Origin of the sequence: Croceicoccus ponticola (assembly GCF_004004515.1) — a bacterium.
GTDB classification, from domain to species: Bacteria; Pseudomonadota; Alphaproteobacteria; order Sphingomonadales; family Sphingomonadaceae; genus Croceicoccus; species Croceicoccus ponticola.
Genome location: NZ_RXOL01000009.1, coordinates 25,004 through 43,099, shown reverse-complemented (window position 1 = coordinate 43,099; position 18,096 = coordinate 25,004). Strand labels below are relative to the sequence as shown.

The following is an 18,096-nucleotide window of genomic DNA, read 5'->3' as shown; positions in this document are numbered from 1 at the left end:
AACCCATCAACAAAAATCTGCCAAAGTAGTGCTAGGAGGTGGTTGCATTGGTCCGGCTGAATGAGCTTGGCTGGGCAAGCAGGCGGGTTGGCCGCACGGTGTGGCGATATTTGCGCAAGAGCGGGTGCGCACCATTTCGAAGGCCCGGACCGCGGGCCGCATCGGATGTTGGGGATGCGCTCAGTCGAGCTTCGCATGCAGGGCTGGCATGGTTGCCCAGACGGTGATCGCCTGAGTGCACCGATTGAAATCGACGGCCATCGGTGATGCCACATTCTGCCCAATCGACCGCCTGGCTTCGTTCGGGGGCTAGTGTGTCGGTTGTGTGAGGCACACCGCGGTCGTTCGCCTCAGTCGCCGCAGCAATATCTTCCGAAAAGTCGTTTCCGACAATGACTGTGCTCAAGTCCTGGCCAAAACCGCCCGCATCGCTGCTGCACTGCGCCTTACCGCTTCGTCCAGCGGCAAGGCGCGGTGTGCCCTAGCTACGATCTCCACTCCCCACGGCCCGTTGAAGCCCGCCGCCCGAGCGGCGCGGACCAGCGCGGCATTGTCGAACGAGCCCTCGTCGGGTTGCAGCCGGTGATCGACCATGTCGGCCCAGATGTCGGGATCAGGAGGCCCCTCGGGCACGCCGTCCAGCTCTATCGCGAGCAGGGCTCCTGACGGCATCGCGGCGATCGCATCCAGTGAAATGCCGCAGCGTACGACATGCATGCTGTCGATCAGCAGTCCGCCGTTGGCCCGCCCCGCGCCGGTGACGACGGCGAGGCCTTTTTCAAGCGTATTTAGGTTTGACGCTTTCATCAACTCGATCACGACGTTCGCCCCGATCCCGGCGAAGCGGTCGCAGGCTCGCGCGAAACCGTCGATCATGTCCTCAGGTTGAACATCGCCCTCGAACGCGCCGATGGCCTTCACCCGCGTCGCGCCGACCGCCTCGGCAAGGCGCAGGGCATCGGTGCATGGGTCGGCACCTACGACGAACCAATCGGCCAATGCTTCCAGCTCGACCTGTTCAATACCGTTGTCGGCCAGCATCGCGCGCAGCTCTGTCGCCGAATGTTGGTGGAGGGCGGAGGTGATATCGTCAAAGATGAAGCCCATGCCTATGAATCCCGCCCGCGCGCCCGCCTCGATCCGGTCACGTAGGGGCAGGGGGCTTGCCAAGCGTCCCGGTTCGGGCCGGATATCGCCCGCATGGGTCCAATTGGCGGCGTGAAGTTTCTCGCTCATGCCGCGTCGCTCCGGCCGGCCTTGGCGATATTGTCGAGGTGGTAGGGATGGTCGGGCGCCAGTTGCTGCACCTCGATCACGTTGCCGTCCGGGTCGTATCCATAGATCGCACGAATGCCGCCTTCGCCGATGGGCTGGTTTTCGCCAAACCGCATGCCCGCTGCGATCAGATCGTCGTAGACTGCGGTCAGATCTGTCACGTCGACTGCGAAGTGGGTGTATCCGTGGTCGTTAGGTCGCAGTGGGTGCCCCTCACGCGCGGGCGGGCTGGCATATTCGAAGATTTCCATGCAAACTCGCCCGGCCCGCATCATCATCGTGCGCGCCGCCGATCCCGGTACGCCGATGGCGCGGTCTATCTCCGGCGAATTGGACCAGCCGCTCGGCTCGGTGATGGGCACGAAGCCGAAGGCGCGTTCGTAGAAATCTTTCATCCGGTCGAACTGCGCGGTATGAAGTGCGACGTGGTGTATGCCGGTGATCATGCAGGTTCTCTCGATTAGGGTATGTCGCAGGCTAGGTCAGGCAACGAGCGGGCGACACCAGTCAAAAGACCAGTCCTACCTCGATTGTCATGTCTGGAGGGCTTGTCAGGTTATCGGCTGCCGGACGAGCGAGTACCCGAGCCTGAAATCTCCCGGCGCGACTGTGGACGCAGCGTGCTACTCGGTTATATGTGCACGGCCCCCGCCTCACAAGGTGCTTTCTGGCTTTTGATCAGATCGCTTGCGTCCATATGTCCGGCCTTTGTAGTGCGCTCATATTGAACGCTGGCCAAGATGGTTTCCGCGATGGGAGTTCCTATCAGGGCGACGGCCTTCAAAGTCCATGGCCGAGTGCGGGATATCTCGCATCGAGGATCGATCGATCACACCATCTACGCTTCACCTTGCAAGGTCTGGCAACAGCCCGGCACTTTCACGCAGTGCTCTCGGTACCGAGCCAAGCTTCAGTCACCGACGTTATGCAGCATGCTCCCGCTTTCCGTAAGTTTCGCCACTTATCATGAGCTTCCATGCGATTCGGGCGATTTTGTTGGCAAGGGCCACAGCGCAAGTTTGGGGGGCTTGCGCTTAAGCAGATGATTGATCCACGATACGATTGCTCCGTGTCCCTCTTTGCCGCGGTAATGGCTGATCACCGACGTTGCACCAGCCACCAGCACACTTCGCAAAGCCTCGTCTCCTGCTCGAGTGATCGTGCCAAGCCTCGTCTTGCCACCCGTCGACTGGTCTTTCGGTGTCAGCCCGAGCCAAGCCGCAAAATGGCGACTCGAGCGGAACAGCTCCGGTGCTGGGGTTTTCAACGCCAACATCACCGCGCCAATAGGCCCCACGCCAGGGATCCGGGACAAACGGCGGCTACGCTCATCGGCTTGATGCCACGCTCTCAGCTTTTCATCGATCTTACCAATACGCTCCTGCAACTGCGCAAACTCGACTGCCTGAACGATGAATAAGTCCCGCGCCAAAGCGGGCACGCGGTCATCGGTTTGGATATCTTCAAGCAAGCGAACAAATTGGGGGAGCCCAGTAGGTGCTGTTATACCGAACTTCGCCGCATATCCCCGAACCGCATTGACGACCTGCGTGCGGTTACGGATCAAACGCTCGCGAACACCCAGCAGCATCAAGGCGGCCTGCTGCTCCGTAGTCTTCACCGGCACGAAACGCATGGATGGTCGGCTCATCGCCTCGCAAAGCGCTTCGGCATCTGCTGCATCATTCTTGCCGCGCTTCACGTACGGTTTCACCAGTTGAGTAGCGATCAGCCTAACCTCATGACCAAACGAATGTAGCAGTCGAGCCTGTCAATCGGCACTGGATATTGACCCCCTATTGGAGTGGGCCCTTGGAGCCGGACGGGTATCAGGCCGCTGTTTTGACCATGGATCCGGCGTGTAGCTCCTCGAACTGTATCGGGCTCAGATAGCCCAATGCCGAATGTAGTCGACGTTGATTATAGACGTGGTCGATGAATGACGGAAGGTGGGCGGCGACGTCCGCGAACGTTTCGAATGCCATCGGATAAACAGCTTCGACCTTGAGCGTTTTCATGAAGCTTTCGGCCTTGGCGTTGTCGTACGGATTTCCGCGCCGGCTCATCGACCCGATGATACCGTTGGCTGCCAGGATTGCCCCGTAAGAACCGGCGGCGTATTGCGATCCGCGGTCCGAATGATGAATGAGGCCCGGTGCTGGCTGCCGGCTCGTGATGGCCGTTTCAAGCGCGGCAATGGCGAGGCGAGCATCGATCGACCGGCTGATGGCATAGCCAACCACCCGCCGCGACCAGGCATCAAGGATTATCGCCACGTAAGCGAAGCCGCTCGGGATCGGGACATAGGTCAGGTCCGCAACCCAGAGTTGATCCGGCCCGGTAAGGACGAGCGCCTTCGCCAGATCTGGAAATATCGGCAGATCATGCGCACTGTCCGTGGTTGCGACGTAGCGTCTCCGGCGGCGCGGCTGACGTCCATGTTCACGCATCAACCGCTTGATCCGCTTGTGGTTTGCGACGATGCCCTGATGCCGCAGGGCGGCCTGCACGCGACGCCAGCCATAGGCCTCGAACTCATCGCAAACCGTGATGATCGCGGCCAGCAGCTCGGCTTCCCCAAGCCGCTGCGCCCGCTCATGATAATAGGTCGAACGCGCGACACCCATCAGCCTGCATCCCTGGGAGACAGAAATGCCGCTGGGCCGGTGATGACGGATGTAGTCCCGCTTCTCGGTCGCGTTGCGTTTTGCAGAGCCCCCTTTAGAAACTCCAGCTCGAGAGCCTGCTTCCCGACCAGGCGTTCCAGCGCCGCGATGCGCGCCTCGTATTGCTGGATGAGATCTGCGGCTTGGGCATCATCATCGAATGCGCCTGCATTATACTTCTCGATCCAGACGCGGATGAGCTGACGGGAAATATCGTGACGCTTGGCAAGCCCGTGCAACGTATCGCCGCCCAGGTACTCCTGAACGACCTGGCGCTTGAACTCCAAGCTGTGGGATCGATGTCTCATTGGCTCTTCTCCAAAAGCCAAACCCACGGTCAATCATAATGGTCCTACCCGTCCGGCTCCAAGGGCCAACTCCAAACTGGGGTCAATATTGCAGGCCGATTCACAGCGCGGTCATTCCTTCCGGGACGGTAATTGCCATTGGATCGGCTTCGACGTCGTCGACGATCCACTGCTCGCTCCGACTTTCGTTGATATGGTGCTCATGATGCCGAACGGGACGAGGTTCACATTCACGTTATCGCCTCAGGTTCGATATCCGGCATTGCAGTCCCCGGTAAAGGGCAGGAGCTGCGGATTGGTGACGATGGTGTGCCAGGCTTCCATTACCACCTTCCAGTTGGAAGGAACCTGTTTTGCAACGCGCACGACCGTCGTGCATTCTTCGTGGCGCCAACGCTTGAGATGCGTGGGAAGCGGGGCAAGGAATTCCTCTAGGCTCGGCCCGCCCTTTTCCTCGCGGAGGAAATTATAGCCTTGCCAGCACCCGACTTCGGCCTGCGGCAGCCCCATAACTTCCGGGTCAAGATGCGGGAAATCCCAGCTGCATGGCATGGCATCGAAACTGGCGTCCTTTTTCCAGGCAAAACCGTGAAAGGGACACACGAATTTGTCCGCATGTCCATCTTCAGTGCGCAGTTTGCGACTGCGATACACGCAGACGTTGTGGAAGGCACGGATGGATCCGTCGTCCCGCCGGCAAACGATGAAACTGCGCCCGCCGTTTTCATAGACAACGAAGTCTCCGGCTTCGGGAAGATCCTCGTCCCGCACCGCGAATTGCCAGACCCGTGGCCACATCTTTTCCCGTTCCAGCTTTGCGAAATCCTCCGAAGTATAACGAGAAGCGGCGATGGGGTCAGAGGCGCGATAGGTATAGCTTTCCTCGGTTAGGAATTTTGGCAGCGGACGGGAATCGAGCGCCATCAGCTGTTCCAGTCGAGCCCTTCACTCCGTGTGGAGCCATCCGCCCTGGCGATCTTGTTTGTGTCTATACTCGTGGGTCCTTTATTGCGCGGGGTCTTGGGTTCACACAGTGCGCTCAGTCCAGCCAGACCAGCTTGCGCCCGTTCACCCCGCCACTGAAACCTGCCAACGCCGCATCGGGCGTCGCGTCGAAACCTTCCGCAATGTCCAACCATTCACGGATGGCACCTTCCTTCAGGGATTGTGTGAGCCGCTCACGCGCTTCGCCCCACATGTCGACGTGGTCGAAATAGAAGAACCCGCGCATCGTCAGTGATCGCATCGCCATATGGATGTGATTGTAGATCGGCGTCGGCACTGCTCCGTAGTGGGCCGTGCCCCCACAGATCAGCACTTGTCCATTATGCGCCATGCTTACGAGCGCGGCGTCCAGCAGCGCCCCACCGACATTGTCGAAAAAGATGTTCACTCCATCAGGGCAGGCCGCAGCGATCTGGTCACCAAGGTCGGGCGCCTTGTAGTCCACCATGGCGTCGAAGCCCGCATCCAGCGCGGCACTGCACTTCTCCGGTCCACCCGCTATGCCTACGGGACGGCAACCGGCGAGAGGAGCCAGCTGCCCCGCGATCGAACCGATCGCACCCGAAGCACCCGATATCAGAATATCGTCGCCCGGGCGGGCGTGGCAGAAATGGAACAGGCCGAGCCAGGCGCAAACCCCGCTCATACCCAGCGTGACTAGCCCGCTGTGCGTGTCGATGCCTTCTGGAATGATCTGCAGCGGCACACCCATATAGTCTGTCCCGTCCGACAGCGAATAGTCGGCCCAGTCGAGAAAGCCGGTGATCCGCGTCCCTTCGGGCCATTGCGGGTTCGCACTTTTCACGATCGCTCCGGCCACGCCACCGCGCATCACGGTGCCCGGCGCCAGCGGATCGAATTTGCCGGGCATGCCGCGAACCCATGCGTGATTCATGGCGTCGGGAGAGAAGTATTCCGCCTTCACCACCACTTCGCCGGGCCCGGGAGAAGGCATTTTCGTTTCGGATCGTTCGAAATGCCCCCTGACCAGCGCCATTCCGCCGGCCGTGTCGTCATTAGGCTGTCCCACGCGCCAGGCGCGATTTGTATCTGTCATAAGCTTGTCCTCAAGCCAGAGTGTGCAATCCGCCTTCTAGCATGAACTTCTGGCCCGACATGTAGCTTGCGTCGTCGCTGGCGATGACGATGGCCAGGGGTCCTGCGTCGCGGTCCGGCTTGCCCAGCCTGCGCATCGGAATCTTTTCCTTCAGCGCCTCGACGAATTCGGGGCGAGCAGCCTTCCACTCATCGAAAGCCCGGGTTTCAAGCGCAGGATTGATGATGTTCACGGTGATCCCGTGCTGCCCCCATATCGAAGATGGCGATCGTTATCTCAGGAAACTGCTCGTGGTCGGAGCGACCTCGGTGGTGCGGCGCGCGAAGACCGGCGATATCGCGACAGGTCACTGGATCCGCAGCCTGCTCGCGCGCAAACCCGCCCGGCTTGTCACTGTCGCCATGGCCAACAAGACCGCCCGGATCGTATGGGCGGTAATGGCACGCGGAGAAACCTATCGGTCGCCAACTGCGGCTTGAGACTGAACCAATCGCCGCGCACAAGCGTAGTCGGCGCCGAACTGTAAGGGTGCTGCATTGAAGTGATGGTGACGATCTGAACGCGGCCGCATGGGCCGGGACAACCCGAGGAGCTGTCGGAGCTTCGTGCTCGCTAGACTGAGAGGGGCCCGGCCAGCGGACACCATCAGGGCCAGCGGTCATCATGCGCCGCGCAAACAGGCCGGACAGATGACATAGGGTAATCGCGGGGATGATTGCCGAGTGGGTGGAAACGAACCGCTGGGCGTGACCTTGGGATTTGAATCGCTGCATCTTTCGCTCGCGTCGTCGGACGGGAAGGTGTGAATTTTCGGCCCGATTATTGTCGCGCAATCGGCCAGGCTGATGTCGGGTGAGGGCGCCCAACTCACGTAAGGCCGCAGGGTAGGATCGCAGCCCATCGGTAACAATGGCTTCGGGGACGGCACCTTGGTTCTTGAGCAGTTTTCGCAGCAATTTCAGTGCAGAGGCTTTGTTCCGGCGCTTCTGGACAAGGACATCCAGAACTTCGCCTTCCTTGTCGACGGCGCGCCACATGTACATGCGCTGGCCGTTGATCCGGACGATCATCTCGTCGAGATGCCACACGCAATCGGCACGTCCGCGCTTCCGGCGAATGTTGGCCGCGATGGCAGGGCCGAACTTGTTCGCCCAGCAGCGGACCGTCTCGTAGCAAAGGTCGATCCCCCTTTCGGCGAGCAGATCTTCGACGTGGCGCAAGCTCAGGGTAAAACGATAGTAGAACCAAACCCCGAGCCGGATGACGTCTGGCGGGAAGCGGTGTCGTTTGAAGGAAATAGTTTTCATGCCGCTCTCACTACGCGGCTCGGTGCCGCAGATGGAGACGGTTTAGCGTTTGACTGACAGCTCCTTCGGCTGACCTCGTTCAGGTTGCAATCAGCCTGTTCCGAGCGGCGGGGGAATGGGGTGGAAAGCCGAAATTCGGCTGTGTTCAGTCTCCTAATCGAATATTAGCAACGTGCTTCGACGTCGGTTGTCGATCAAGAAATACCAGATTGCCGATCTCGGGAATTTGGACGATATTCGTTGTCGTGGGAGACGGGCCAGCTTTTTCAACTCTGTTTCGGATTGCCCTACTCGCTTTGGGCATCAGCAAGGCGCGCGCTGCGTCCTTGTTGCAAGTGGACAAGTCTCTCGTGGGTCGCTGGGCATCGGGTGCCGTCCGACCGACCGAACAAAGCCTGTCGCGCATTTCGTCGCTCATCAAATACACAATTCCGCATTTCTCTATGCAGGATTGGCAACGCGATGCCCGGTCGTTTTCCGAATTGCTGGGCGTCGATCCCAATCTCGCGCAAAGGTCTGTCCAGCCGCCTACCGCGGTCGGCGGGGGTACGCTCAACTGCGTGACGGAGGCGCGGACCGAGACGGAGAAGCGCGGAGCCGCTTATGAAGGTTTCTGGCGCACGACGCGGCCATCGGTGCTGATGTGCGGTCGCGTCTTTCATGATTACGGAATGATCCGCCGGGGCGATACGGGTCTGCTCGAAGTCACGATGGGCGGTGCCGGTCTGGCATTCAACGGCTGGGCATTGCCGCTTGAAGGCAACCTGTTCGTCATGCTGGACGGTTCAGTCGGATTTACGCCTCTGTTCCTGGTGTTTCGGGGCGTGACACTTCCTAAAGTAACGCACCTCGACGGCATCGTGCTGCTGGCCGCTCTCGACGGTGCACGCACGCCAGCCGCAATGCCGATCCTGCTCGAACGCGTGGGCGACCTCAGTGGAAACAGGGCCGACGACGATCGCCGCTGTTCGGATATGAGCAACAACTATCCGTTTGAGGACGAAGCCCAGATTTCCGACGAATTGAGGGCGCACCTCTTTCGTGATGTCGGGCCGGAGGCAGCCGCGCGGGGCGGAGAAATGTTCCTGACTGTGTCCGTAGCAAACATGCTCTCGCGCGGGACTACGCCACCCGGGCAGCTGGAAGACTGAAACGCCGGTCGAAAGCCATTACGTTGCAACCGTTGCATGCGCCGCTGCAACTGACCGCCCGACGATGACGAGCGCAATTCTCCCTTGGGTCGCATGACAGGGGAGAATGAAAATGACTTGTTCCAAAATGATCGTGGGCCGCCGAATAGGGCGGATAGCACTGGTCGGATCGACAGCGGCGTTGGCGCTTGGCGTTGGAGCCTGTGCGCCAGCGTTGAGTGATTTTTCACTCGACGAATTGAGTTGCACGACATGCCCGCCCCCGCCGCCCGATGATCCCCCGGCCGACACAGCAGTGATCCTCGATGTGGAGGCTCCGGGGGTAGGCGCCAATACTGACAGGGTCGTCTGGTCGCAGGCGCTCGATGACGAAGAGGTAACTGGTCCACAGAAGTTCCGGTTGGTTCAGGCACCACGGGACATGAACCTCTCGGAGCCTGCGGTGATCGCCAACGCCACGATGTTGAACGACGCCGGGGCAACGCTCACCATCGACACGCCGACCGATCCCGATGCTGACGTGGTGGTCAGCTTCAATATCGACAACTCCGGGCTGGGCATCGACAACGTGGTTCTCGAACCCAGCGAGACCAGCCCGGCGTTCGAAGCCACGTTGCCCAATGGCAGGGTGCTGCAGGTCGCACTCGATGCAACCGATCGCAGCAGCACTGGTACCGGCGACGACCTGAACTGGACCGCATATGGCGCGTGGAACGTTAGCACGACCGACGGTTCCCATCGCATTGGTTCGCAGTTTGTGACCGGCGCCGAAACGCCCGATGCCAACATGCCGACGACGGGCACCGCTACGTTCAACGGTTTCGTCAGCGGGTGCGTGGTCCAGCCCGACGGCCTGAAGGTTACGACCGCCTCGTTGCAGGGCGATGCTACCGTGGTGGCCGATTTCACCAGCGGGACGATCACCGGCAGCGCGCCCGAAATTCTGGCAATTCCTATCGGGACACTTCCGAACAACGGGCCGGTAACGCCCGGCGCGCCTCAGGAATGGAACAGCCTCACTTTCGACGGCACATTTACGACCGGCCTCAACGGGTTTGCCGGCACCACAACGGTCGGTTCGGCACCGGATACCGATTATGCCCTCGCCGCCACGGCCGATGGCTACTTCGCGGGCTTCTTCCACGGTCCCGCAGCCGATGAGCTGGGCGCGGTGTGGAACCTGTCCGACGGTGTGGGCGCTGCCACCGGCATCCTTGTCGGGAGACAGTAAATGCAACGCCGGGACATCCGTTCCGGTGTGGCCTGCCGCATGCTCGCCATGGCGCTTGCGTGCGGCAGCGCCACCTTCCCGGAACCATCACGTGCACAGGATGCGAGTGCGGAACAGACATCCTCTCGGTCAATCGACGACATTGTCGACGCACTGGTCAGACAGGGTAAGGCGGATGATGCTGCCGTCCTGCTGGACGCGATTATCGCTGCGACGCCTGACGATCAGCAGGCACACTTCCTGCGTGGCCTGGTCGCCACCAGTCAAGGCGACTATCGCAAGGCTATCGCAATTTTCAGGGCGATCCTGATCGATCATCCCGAAGCAGTCCGCGTAAGACTCGAACTCGCGCGTGCCTTCTTCCTCGACCGGGACTACCAGAACGCGGATCGTCAATTCCGCGCAGTCCGCGCTGGCGACCTTCCACCCACCGTAAAGGCGAATGTAGACGCCTTCCTGTTTCAGATAAGGCAGTCGAAAAATTGGTCGTATGGTTTGTCGGTTGCACTGGCCCCTGACACGAACCTGAACGCGGCATCGACGTCGCGCGAAGTGGCGATCTATGGCCTGCCGTTCAAGTTGTCGGACGATGCACGCAAGAAGAGCGGGATCGGAGCTGCCGTCGATGCCAACGTCGAATGGGCGCCGAGGATCGCTCCGAATGGCCGTCTTCGGATCGGGACCGGTTTCCAGCGACGGGAGTATGGCGGATCGACATTCGACGACATGACCCTATCGGCACAGATCGGACCAAGGTTCGTCTTTCCCCGATGGGACGTAAGCCTGTTGGGAACGGGGTTCCGCCGCTGGTATGGTGGCAATGGCTACGCCAAGGCCGCGGGCGGCAGGATGGAGGCCATCCACTATGCCGGTTCAAGCACGGTAATCTCCGGCTCGCTAGGTGCCTTGCACCTCGACTACGATCAGCAGAACGAACGCGACGGCTGGGTCTACAACGCCGGTCTTGGCTTGATGCGCCAACTGGACCAGACCAGCGCGGCCTCGCTCAAGTTAGGTGTAAACCGGCAGGATGCGGATGCCGCAGCTTACCGGAACTGGTCTGGCATCATAGGCGCAGGCTACTTTCGCGAATTACCTGAAGGCTTCTCCGTCTATATCGAACCGTCTTACGCGTTCGCCAAGTACGATGCAGCACTGCCGGCGTTTCCGGAGGTTCGCTCGGATAAGATTGTCTCAGCGACAGCCGCCGTCCTGAACCGCCGAATTGTCCTGTCACGCTTTACCCCGCGTATCGCGTACACCTTCACCCACATGAACAGCAGCATCAACCTCTATGATTATGATCGACACAGGATCGAAGTTGGTCTGACGACAGCCTTTTGACATTCCCCCAGTTGGTCCGGCGGTATTTCTGCTAGGCGGTCGTTAGCCGACAAGCCTCTCTTGGCCAGGAATGTCGCAAAGCCGCCAGTCCGCTAATCGGGCGAAGGCCATTAGCACCAACGGTCTGAAATGGGATGGATATCGGACAGAACGGGCAACAAGGATTTGCACACCGCGTCGCGCATGTTGGCAAAAATAAAGGATGTGGATTACCCTTGTTTCGCTGCCCCGCCCCCAGAAAGGTTCGCCATGCCACTTTCCCGATCGTTCGCTGTATTGTCCACAGCGCTGTTGTGCGCGTGCGGACATGCCGTTGAGGTACCCCCTGCCGCAAATTCAGATGTCGCCGTCACAAGCGTCGAGCAAACGCAGGTTGCTCGGGGGCTCTCGTTCGTAGAAGCGCAATGTAGCGGTTGCCATGCAGTTCGACCGGGAACTGAGCCGCCCAATCCACAGGCGCCCAGCTTTGTGGCGGTCGCGAACGACATGGGGTTCAACCAGCAAACGCTGCGCGAGTTCTTTCGCGATGGACACGATGATCCGTTTGCGATGACGATTTTACTCGAAGAGGACGAGGCTGAGATAGCCACAGCTTACATTATGTCACTTCGCTCGCCACGCTGATATTCGGCCACCGGCTCCCAATTTCAGTCGGATTGGAGCGTTCAGACGAAGCTGCGATAAGACCCGAGGCTTATGGTTCAGGGCGATACAGTGGCAGGCCAACGGCAGACATGTCGCTGCGCATCGATCTGGCTTGGATGGTGCGAACGGGCCATGCCCGCGAGGGCTCGATTATCCGCAGTTCGCTGCACTGGGCCCGTGGTGGCCAGTCGTCAGGACGGTGTTGTCAGAATGATTGCACCGTGAGCGGCATAGGGTAGGTCGGGGCCATCCCGTGTCCCGGCAAACCCGCGTCGCCGTTCCGTTATTTCCATTCTTCGCCGGACATCATCCGCATTGTGGTGATGCTCATCTTGACGAAATGTAGGTGACCCGAAGGGCCGTGCAGCGAACATGAACGGGGAGATGGTTTATCTGTGGCGCGCCGTCGATCACGAAGGCGAAGTCCTGGAGAGCTTTGTCACGAAGAAGCGGGACAAATGTGCGGCATTGCCGTTCATCAAGAGGGCGCAGAAGCGCTATGGGAAAGCCGAAACGATCGTCCCCGACGGCCTCAAATCCTACCCGGCGCGTTGGATGAACTCACCGCAATAGTTCGCATCCGTCCACGCTTCCTTTCACAACCACTTCAACTCGGAACGTCACCTCGTCGACAGGGAAACATTCAAAGCTCGTCGCTCGGCCGCTCTGGCTGAGTGGCAGAATCTTGCGGCATAAGAATGTGAGAACTTAGGCCTGAGTGCGCGAAGTGGAGACGAGTTGTCATCCGACTGACAGCGCCATTCAAATGACTCAGCTTGGGGCCTCGTCGCTTTGGCCAAGTAAAGTCTTTACAGAAATCTCCACGTTATCGACGTGCCGCAGCATCGCTGCGTGTGCATTGACCGGGTCGCCTGACAGGATGGCCTTCGTCACTGCGTCATGTTCGGCGAAAGAGTTGGCGAGGCGGGATTTGGTGCGGAACTGGGATCTGCGGTAGAGCGACAGTCGCTGGCGCAGCTTTGTCGTCGCCTGCTCAAGGTAATGATTGTGCGCTCCCCGATAAATCATCAGGTGGAAGGCGTTGTTCATTTCGCCGAACTCGAAGAAATCGTTGGGTTCGATGGCCTGCGCCATGCGGTCGTGCAGCCTTTGCAGGTTTTGGCGTTCAGGCGGCGTCATGCTGATCGCGGCAAGCCTTGCGCAAGTTGCCTCCATCTCGGCCATGGCGACGAACATTTCGTGCAATTGTTCGGGCGTCAGCGTCGCTATGAAAGCGCCGCGGTTCGGGATCAGGTCGACCATTCCCGTGCTGGCCAGATGGCGCAATGCTTCGCGGATGGGTGTGCGAGAGACGTTGAAACGGCGTGCGAGCACCATTTCATCCAGCTTGGAGCCAGCCGGCAATTCACCCGTCAGAATTATGTCTTCGATCTTCTCGGCAAGCTTCACGCATGTCTTCCAGCAGCCCTTGATCAAGGCATATCGACAGTTGGAGATGCACACAACCCGCGGGATGGATTAGCGAAAGTATGGCGGATCATCAGGGTTTGCCATCTTGTATACAAAGCGTGATTGACGGGTGTAATATTATACGATAACTATCGCCTCAACGAGACAAAAAGAGGAGAGGATTCCGGACACCACAGGGGGTTTCATGTCGTCTATCTCTCGGGAATCTGCGTCCTTCTCTTGCCTCGCCCGCTCGCGCCGCGATGGCTTTTCCTTCACTGCCAGCCTTGCCGCGATGGCCGTTGCGCTCAACCTTCCGGGTGCGGCATTCGCTGCCGATGACGCGGTCGAATTTGCCGAAGCCGAAGTGGGCGCCGAAGGCGGCGTAATCATCGTCACGGGCGAAAAAATCGACACCTACGACGTCCTGCCCGACCGGCCGACCGCCAGCGTTTTCGGGACCTCGCGCTCGCTGGCCGATACGCCGCGATCGGTGACGTTGATCGAATCCTCGCTGATCGACCTCTACGGGGTGCGCTCGGTCAATGATTTCGTCAACGTCACTTCGGGCACGTTCACCGGCAACTATTTCGGAGTGGCAGGATCGCTCGACGTGCGTGGCGAACGGGCCGACAATTTCTTTCGCGGTTTTCGTCGCATCGAAAACCGGGGCAACTTTCCGACCGCGGTGACAGCGTCGGACTATGTCGAAGTGATCAAGGGCCCGCCGCCGGTGATCTATGGCGGCGGCAAGGTCGGTGGCATTCTCAACTTCGTTCCAAAATCAGGGAAATCGAAGAACGGCAGACTGCCGGACTACTGGACCGGCGAAGTTTCGCTGACGGCAGGTTCGTACGACAAACGCGTCGCCAATGGCGAGATCGGCGGACCGTTCGATTTGGCGGGCATGGCTTCCAGCGTCTATATTTCCGGGCAGATCGAGGATTCGAAGCATTATTACCACGACATCTACAACAAGAACCGGCTGATCCAGGCTGCGTTCAACACCGAAGTGTCGGATGCGGTGCGGCTCGAATACGGCGCGATGTACCAGAATTCCGACCTGAACCAGAGCCTCGGCTGGAACCGCGTGACGCAGGAACTGATCGACAGCGAAGGCAAACTCTATCTGGGCGGCAGCCCATTGCTCGACCTGAACACCAATGGCGATCAGTGGCTCTCTCCTTCCGAAGTTGCGGCCTATGGGCTTGAGCAGTTCGCCTTTGCCAATCCCTTTCCCTACGACGCGCTGAGCGCCGAGCAGAAGGCCGCCTTCTTGCTCGACCCGGCGACGGTCGGCTACGTTCCGCTCGACCATCGGACCGTACAGGTCGAAAAAAGCGACTTTTCCAAATCGAAGGTGTGGACCGCCTATTTCGACCTGGTGTTTTCGCCGACCGCCGATTTCACGATCAAGAACCAGACCTTCTTCGACGACATCGATCACCTCAAGTATTCGAGCTACGGCTTCACCGCGAAATACGTGAACCGCGTCATCGAAAACAAGACGACCGCCAACGTCGCGTTCGAGCCGACCGACGGCCTGAAAACCGAAATGGTGTTCGGCCTGTCCTATCGCTATTCCGAAGGCCACGAACAGGAATCGCGCGGTCGCGGATTTCAGGTACTCGATCGCCGCGACCTTTCGGTCGGCGCGACGCCCAACACCCGGTTTGAGGGTGCATGGACGGGAACCGGCAACGTGCCGTACAACTGGGATCAGGACGGGCACCATTCCAACCTTGGCCTGTTCGGGCTGATCGACAGCACGATCGGCGAACGGGTCAGCCTGATCCTTGCCGGCCGCATGGATCGTTACAAGGTCTCGGTCCACGGCACGAACCTTGCGGCGCAGTTCCTCGACGCTTCGGACAGCGACACGGCGTGGTCGTACAACGCCAGCGCCAGCTACAAGATCAGCAACGATATCAACCTCTATACCACCCATGCGAAGTCCCAGTATGTCGAACTGGGGCAGGGCGGCGTGATCGACGTGCTGAACGTCACGGGGGGAAGCTGGGTGCAGCCCAGCAAGATGACCGAGGCGGGGATCAAGGGTTACCTCAACTACGGACGGCTTTACTTCAACCTGCTGGGCTACAAGCAAGAAAAGACATCGTTCGATTCACAGGGCGGCACGACCAATTACTACAAGTCGAAGGGCATCGAACTGGAAATGCGCTATGCCGTGACCTCGCGGCTCAGCCTGACCGGGTCGGGCACGATCCAGGAAACTGAGATCCGCGACGCGCCGTTCTTCCTCGGCCTTCCGCCCGAAGTGCTGGGGCTCGATCCCGCGCTTGTCTACGGCGGCCGGTTTGTCGGCGTGGGCAGCATGCTCGGCTTCGACGGCCCGCTTCTGTCGCCGACGCCGGAACAGGTCTATTCGATGGATGCGACCTATACCCATCCCGACGGCTGGGGCCTTTCGTTCGGCGGGACGCATGTTTCGTCGATGTATTCGGGCTATGCCAAGGCGATCAAGCTGCCTTCGTACGAAGCCTATCGGGCGGCGGCATTCTTTCGCTTCGAAGGGTACGAAGCGCGGGTGAACGTCAACAACCTGACGAACAGCAAATACTACACTCCGCAATTCCTGTTCTGGGATACGTTCATCAGTCCGAGCGTGGGGCGCACCGTCGAATTGACGCTCACCGCCAAGTTCTGAGCCGCCACGCCTGCGGCCTTGCGAAAGGGTTGGAATGCCGATGCTGTCAGCCGATGTGAACCGGCCTGAAATCGTGGTGGAGCTGCGCGAGCTATGCTCCGCCTACGACAGGGCGCTGATCGCCAACGACGTCGACGCCTTGGTCGACTTTTTCTGGAACGACGCGCTCGCCCGCCGGTTCGGGGTGACCGAGGAACTGTACGGCGCGGACGACATATCTGCCTTTCGCAAGGCGCGGGTCGTGGATTATTCCGACCGTAAGACGGTGAACGAAACGCTAGTCACTTTCGGCGACAGCATGGCGATCGCGGCAGTCGAATTCACCGCGACAATCGCCGGGTCACCCCGCCACGGGCGGCAAAGCCAGGTCTGGGTCCGGTTTGCCGATATCGGCTGGCGGATCGTATCGGCCCACGTCTCGCACCGCGTCAGCCCCGCCAACGCAGGTGCTTTCGGCCAAAGCAAGGCCGCGGCCTATGTCGCGGCAGCATCGGACTTTCTCGACATGCCAATCGACCCTGATTTCATGCCCAACGTGGTCAACGACATCGCCACGATGTCAAAGATCATCGCCCCGCTCATGGCGCTCGATCTCAGCGAAATCGAGCCTGCGCCGAAGTTCACCGCATGAGCGCCGATCTCGCCATCATGAGCGGGCGCGAGGCCGCCAGCGCAATCCGTTCCGGCAAGGTTACGGCATCGGACGTGGCCAAGGCTTCGCTCGATCGGATCGAAACGCTCAATCCCGACATCAACGCCTATACCCTCGTCACCGCAGACCGCGCGCTGGCAGAGGCTGACGCGGTGGACAAGGCTTTCGCGACGGGCGACGATCCGGGGCCGCTTGCGGGTGTGACATTTTCGGTCAAGAACCTGTTCGATCTCGCGGGCGAAGTGACGCTGGCGGGATCGAAGATCAACGTCGACGATCCGCCAGCGGCGCGCGACGCGACGAGCGTGGAACGGCTCTGCGCGGCCGGTGCGATCTGTCTCGGCGCGACGAATATGGGCGAATATGCCTATGACTTCGTGACGGTGAACGCGCACTATGGCGCAACCCGCAATCCGCACGACCTGACTCGTTCCGCCGGCGGTTCGTCCGGCGGTTCGGGCGCGGCGGTGGCAGGCGGGCTGGGCGCGATCTCGCTTGGCACCGACACCAATGGATCGATCCGTGTGCCATCGTCCTTTTGCGGGATCTGGGGGCTGAAGCCCGGTTACGGCCAGCTTTCGCGGGCGGGCGGGTTCCTGTTTTCGGGCAGCCTCGACACCATCGGCGTGCTGGGGCGCGATGTGGCGGATCTTGCATCGTCATTCGACGCGATGGCTGGGCACGATGCGCGCGATCCCGTCTGTCGGACCGGCGCGCCCGAACCGGCGATGCCGAGCCTCGACGCGGGGCTTTCGGGCCTGCGCATATCCAGGCTCGGCGGATATTTCCGCAAGGGGTGGACCGACGATATCGCCGCGATCATGCAGGCGGTCGGCGACGCGCTGGACCTGGCGAGCGATATCGAACTGCCCAAGCCTGAACTGGCGCGGTCCGCCGCATATGCCATTACCGCGACAGAGGGCGGGGAATTCCATCGTCATCGCCTGCGCCAGCGTGCCGCCGACTATGATCCGGCCGATCGCGACCGGTTCCTGGCAGGGTCGCTGGTGCCCGCCGAATGGTATCTTCAGGCGCAGCGGTTCCGGACATGGTGGCATCACCAGATGCAGGACGTCTTCGCCAACGCCGACATCCTGATCGCGCCAGCGACGCCGCTTGCCGCGCCGCTTCTGGATCAGACCAATTTCGAACTTGACGGCGTGGCATATCCGCTGCGGCCCAATATCGGCCTGTGGACCCAGCCCATCACGCTGATCGGGTTGCCGGTCGTGGCGGCACCGGTCCACATTCCCGGCCAACTGCCGCTGGCGGTGCAGATCATCGGCAAGCCGGGCAGCGAGCCCGATTTGCTCAGGGTTGCGCGCTTCCTCGAGGCGAGCGGCACTTGCGCCGCGCCGGTCGCGGGCACGGTCTAGG

General features: G+C 60.4%; 16 protein-coding genes and 3 pseudogenes. 9 read left to right on the top strand and 10 right to left on the bottom strand.

Features of this window, described 5'->3' with window-relative positions; genetic code table 11:
• Nucleotides 1-402 precede the first annotated feature (402 nt).
• The 8 genes and pseudogenes from EKN06_RS14170 to EKN06_RS14135 form a co-directional block, all read right to left on the bottom strand.
• A complete protein-coding gene (locus EKN06_RS14170; RefSeq protein ID WP_127613566.1) occupies nucleotides 403-1,236 on the bottom strand; it encodes a sugar phosphate isomerase/epimerase family protein in 834 nt (277 codons plus the stop codon).
• On the bottom strand, nucleotides 1,233-1,721 hold the full coding sequence (locus EKN06_RS14165) for a VOC family protein (protein ID WP_127613565.1): 489 nt from the start codon (nucleotides 1,719-1,721) through the stop codon (nucleotides 1,233-1,235). Before EKN06_RS14165 ends, EKN06_RS14170 begins: the two co-directional genes overlap by 4 nt.
• Nucleotides 1,722-2,198: 477 nt before the next feature.
• Nucleotides 2,199-3,043: pseudogene (locus tag EKN06_RS14160) on the bottom strand (IS110 family RNA-guided transposase); the annotation flags it as partial.
• Nucleotides 3,044-3,104: 61 nt separating this feature from the next.
• The gene (locus EKN06_RS14155; RefSeq protein ID WP_240655019.1) at nucleotides 3,105-3,929 is read right to left on the bottom strand and encodes an IS3 family transposase; all 825 of its coding nucleotides are present in this window, start codon (nucleotides 3,927-3,929) and stop codon (nucleotides 3,105-3,107) included.
• Nucleotides 3,902-4,249: a transposase gene (locus EKN06_RS14150; protein WP_276317291.1), complete on the bottom strand. Its 348-nt coding sequence runs from the start codon at nucleotides 4,247-4,249 to the stop codon at nucleotides 3,902-3,904. Before EKN06_RS14150 ends, EKN06_RS14155 begins: the two co-directional genes overlap by 28 nt.
• 243 nt (nucleotides 4,250-4,492) lie before the next feature.
• Nucleotides 4,493-5,173: an aromatic ring-hydroxylating oxygenase subunit alpha gene (locus EKN06_RS14145; RefSeq protein WP_240655006.1), complete on the bottom strand. Its 681-nt coding sequence runs from the start codon at nucleotides 5,171-5,173 to the stop codon at nucleotides 4,493-4,495.
• A gap of 115 nt (nucleotides 5,174-5,288) precedes the next feature.
• Nucleotides 5,289-6,311, bottom strand: coding sequence for an MDR family NADP-dependent oxidoreductase (locus tag EKN06_RS14140; RefSeq protein ID WP_240655003.1), 1,023 nt, complete (start codon nucleotides 6,309-6,311; stop codon nucleotides 5,289-5,291).
• A gap of 10 nt (nucleotides 6,312-6,321) precedes the next feature.
• On the bottom strand, nucleotides 6,322-6,543 hold the full coding sequence (locus tag EKN06_RS14135) for an SDR family oxidoreductase (protein ID WP_240655001.1): 222 nt from the start codon (nucleotides 6,541-6,543) through the stop codon (nucleotides 6,322-6,324).
• A 31-nt stretch (nucleotides 6,544-6,574) separates the two neighbouring features.
• On the opposite strand from EKN06_RS14135, the pseudogene EKN06_RS16020 reads away from it, so the two are divergent.
• Nucleotides 6,575-6,790, top strand: a pseudogene (locus tag EKN06_RS16020) (IS110 family transposase); the annotation flags it as partial.
• A 234-nt stretch (nucleotides 6,791-7,024) separates the two neighbouring features.
• On the opposite strand, the pseudogene EKN06_RS16015 reads toward EKN06_RS16020, so the two are convergent.
• Nucleotides 7,025-7,618, bottom strand: a pseudogene (locus EKN06_RS16015) (IS6 family transposase); the annotation flags it as partial.
• 296 nt (nucleotides 7,619-7,914) lie between these two features.
• Here EKN06_RS16015 and EKN06_RS14120 point away from each other — a divergent pair.
• The 5 genes from EKN06_RS14120 to EKN06_RS16010 all read left to right on the top strand — a co-directional run bounded on the left by EKN06_RS14120 (nucleotide 7,915) and on the right by EKN06_RS16010 (nucleotide 12,562).
• Nucleotides 7,915-8,769, top strand: a complete 855-nt coding sequence (locus EKN06_RS14120) for a hypothetical protein (protein ID WP_127613562.1) — start codon at nucleotides 7,915-7,917, stop codon at nucleotides 8,767-8,769.
• Between the two features lie 112 nt (nucleotides 8,770-8,881).
• Nucleotides 8,882-10,000, top strand: coding sequence for a HupA family protein (locus tag EKN06_RS14115; RefSeq protein ID WP_127613561.1), 1,119 nt, complete (start codon nucleotides 8,882-8,884; stop codon nucleotides 9,998-10,000).
• Nucleotides 10,001-11,344, top strand: a complete 1,344-nt coding sequence (locus EKN06_RS14110) for a surface lipoprotein assembly modifier (RefSeq protein WP_127613560.1) — start codon at nucleotides 10,001-10,003, stop codon at nucleotides 11,342-11,344.
• Nucleotides 11,345-11,812: 468 nt separating this feature from the next.
• Complete coding sequence (locus EKN06_RS15745; protein WP_164844090.1) at nucleotides 11,813-11,968, top strand: hypothetical protein; 156 nt, start codon at nucleotides 11,813-11,815, stop codon at nucleotides 11,966-11,968.
• A gap of 393 nt (nucleotides 11,969-12,361) precedes the next feature.
• Nucleotides 12,362-12,562: a transposase gene (locus EKN06_RS16010; protein ID WP_240654998.1), complete on the top strand. Its 201-nt coding sequence runs from the start codon at nucleotides 12,362-12,364 to the stop codon at nucleotides 12,560-12,562.
• 198 nt (nucleotides 12,563-12,760) lie between these two features.
• Here the strand turns inward: EKN06_RS16010 and EKN06_RS14100 are convergent, their stop codons facing one another.
• The gene (locus EKN06_RS14100) at nucleotides 12,761-13,399 is read right to left on the bottom strand and encodes a GntR family transcriptional regulator (RefSeq protein ID WP_205693911.1); all 639 of its coding nucleotides are present in this window, start codon (nucleotides 13,397-13,399) and stop codon (nucleotides 12,761-12,763) included.
• Nucleotides 13,400-13,604: 205 nt separating this feature from the next.
• Between EKN06_RS14100 and EKN06_RS14095 the strand changes: the two genes are divergently transcribed.
• The 3 genes from EKN06_RS14095 to EKN06_RS14085 are packed head-to-tail and all read left to right on the top strand — an operon-like array spanning nucleotide 13,605 to nucleotide 18,095.
• The gene (locus EKN06_RS14095; protein ID WP_127613559.1) at nucleotides 13,605-16,067 is read left to right on the top strand and encodes a TonB-dependent siderophore receptor; all 2,463 of its coding nucleotides are present in this window, start codon (nucleotides 13,605-13,607) and stop codon (nucleotides 16,065-16,067) included.
• Between the two features lie 34 nt (nucleotides 16,068-16,101).
• Entirely contained in the window at nucleotides 16,102-16,698 is a 597-nt protein-coding gene (locus EKN06_RS14090; RefSeq protein ID WP_127613558.1) for an AtzH-like domain-containing protein, read from the top strand.
• Nucleotides 16,695-18,095 (top strand): AtzE family amidohydrolase, encoded by a 1,401-nt coding sequence (locus tag EKN06_RS14085; protein WP_127613557.1) that lies wholly within the window; start codon nucleotides 16,695-16,697, stop codon nucleotides 18,093-18,095. Before EKN06_RS14090 ends, EKN06_RS14085 begins: the two co-directional genes overlap by 4 nt.
• Nucleotide 18,096: the final 1 nt, after the last annotated feature.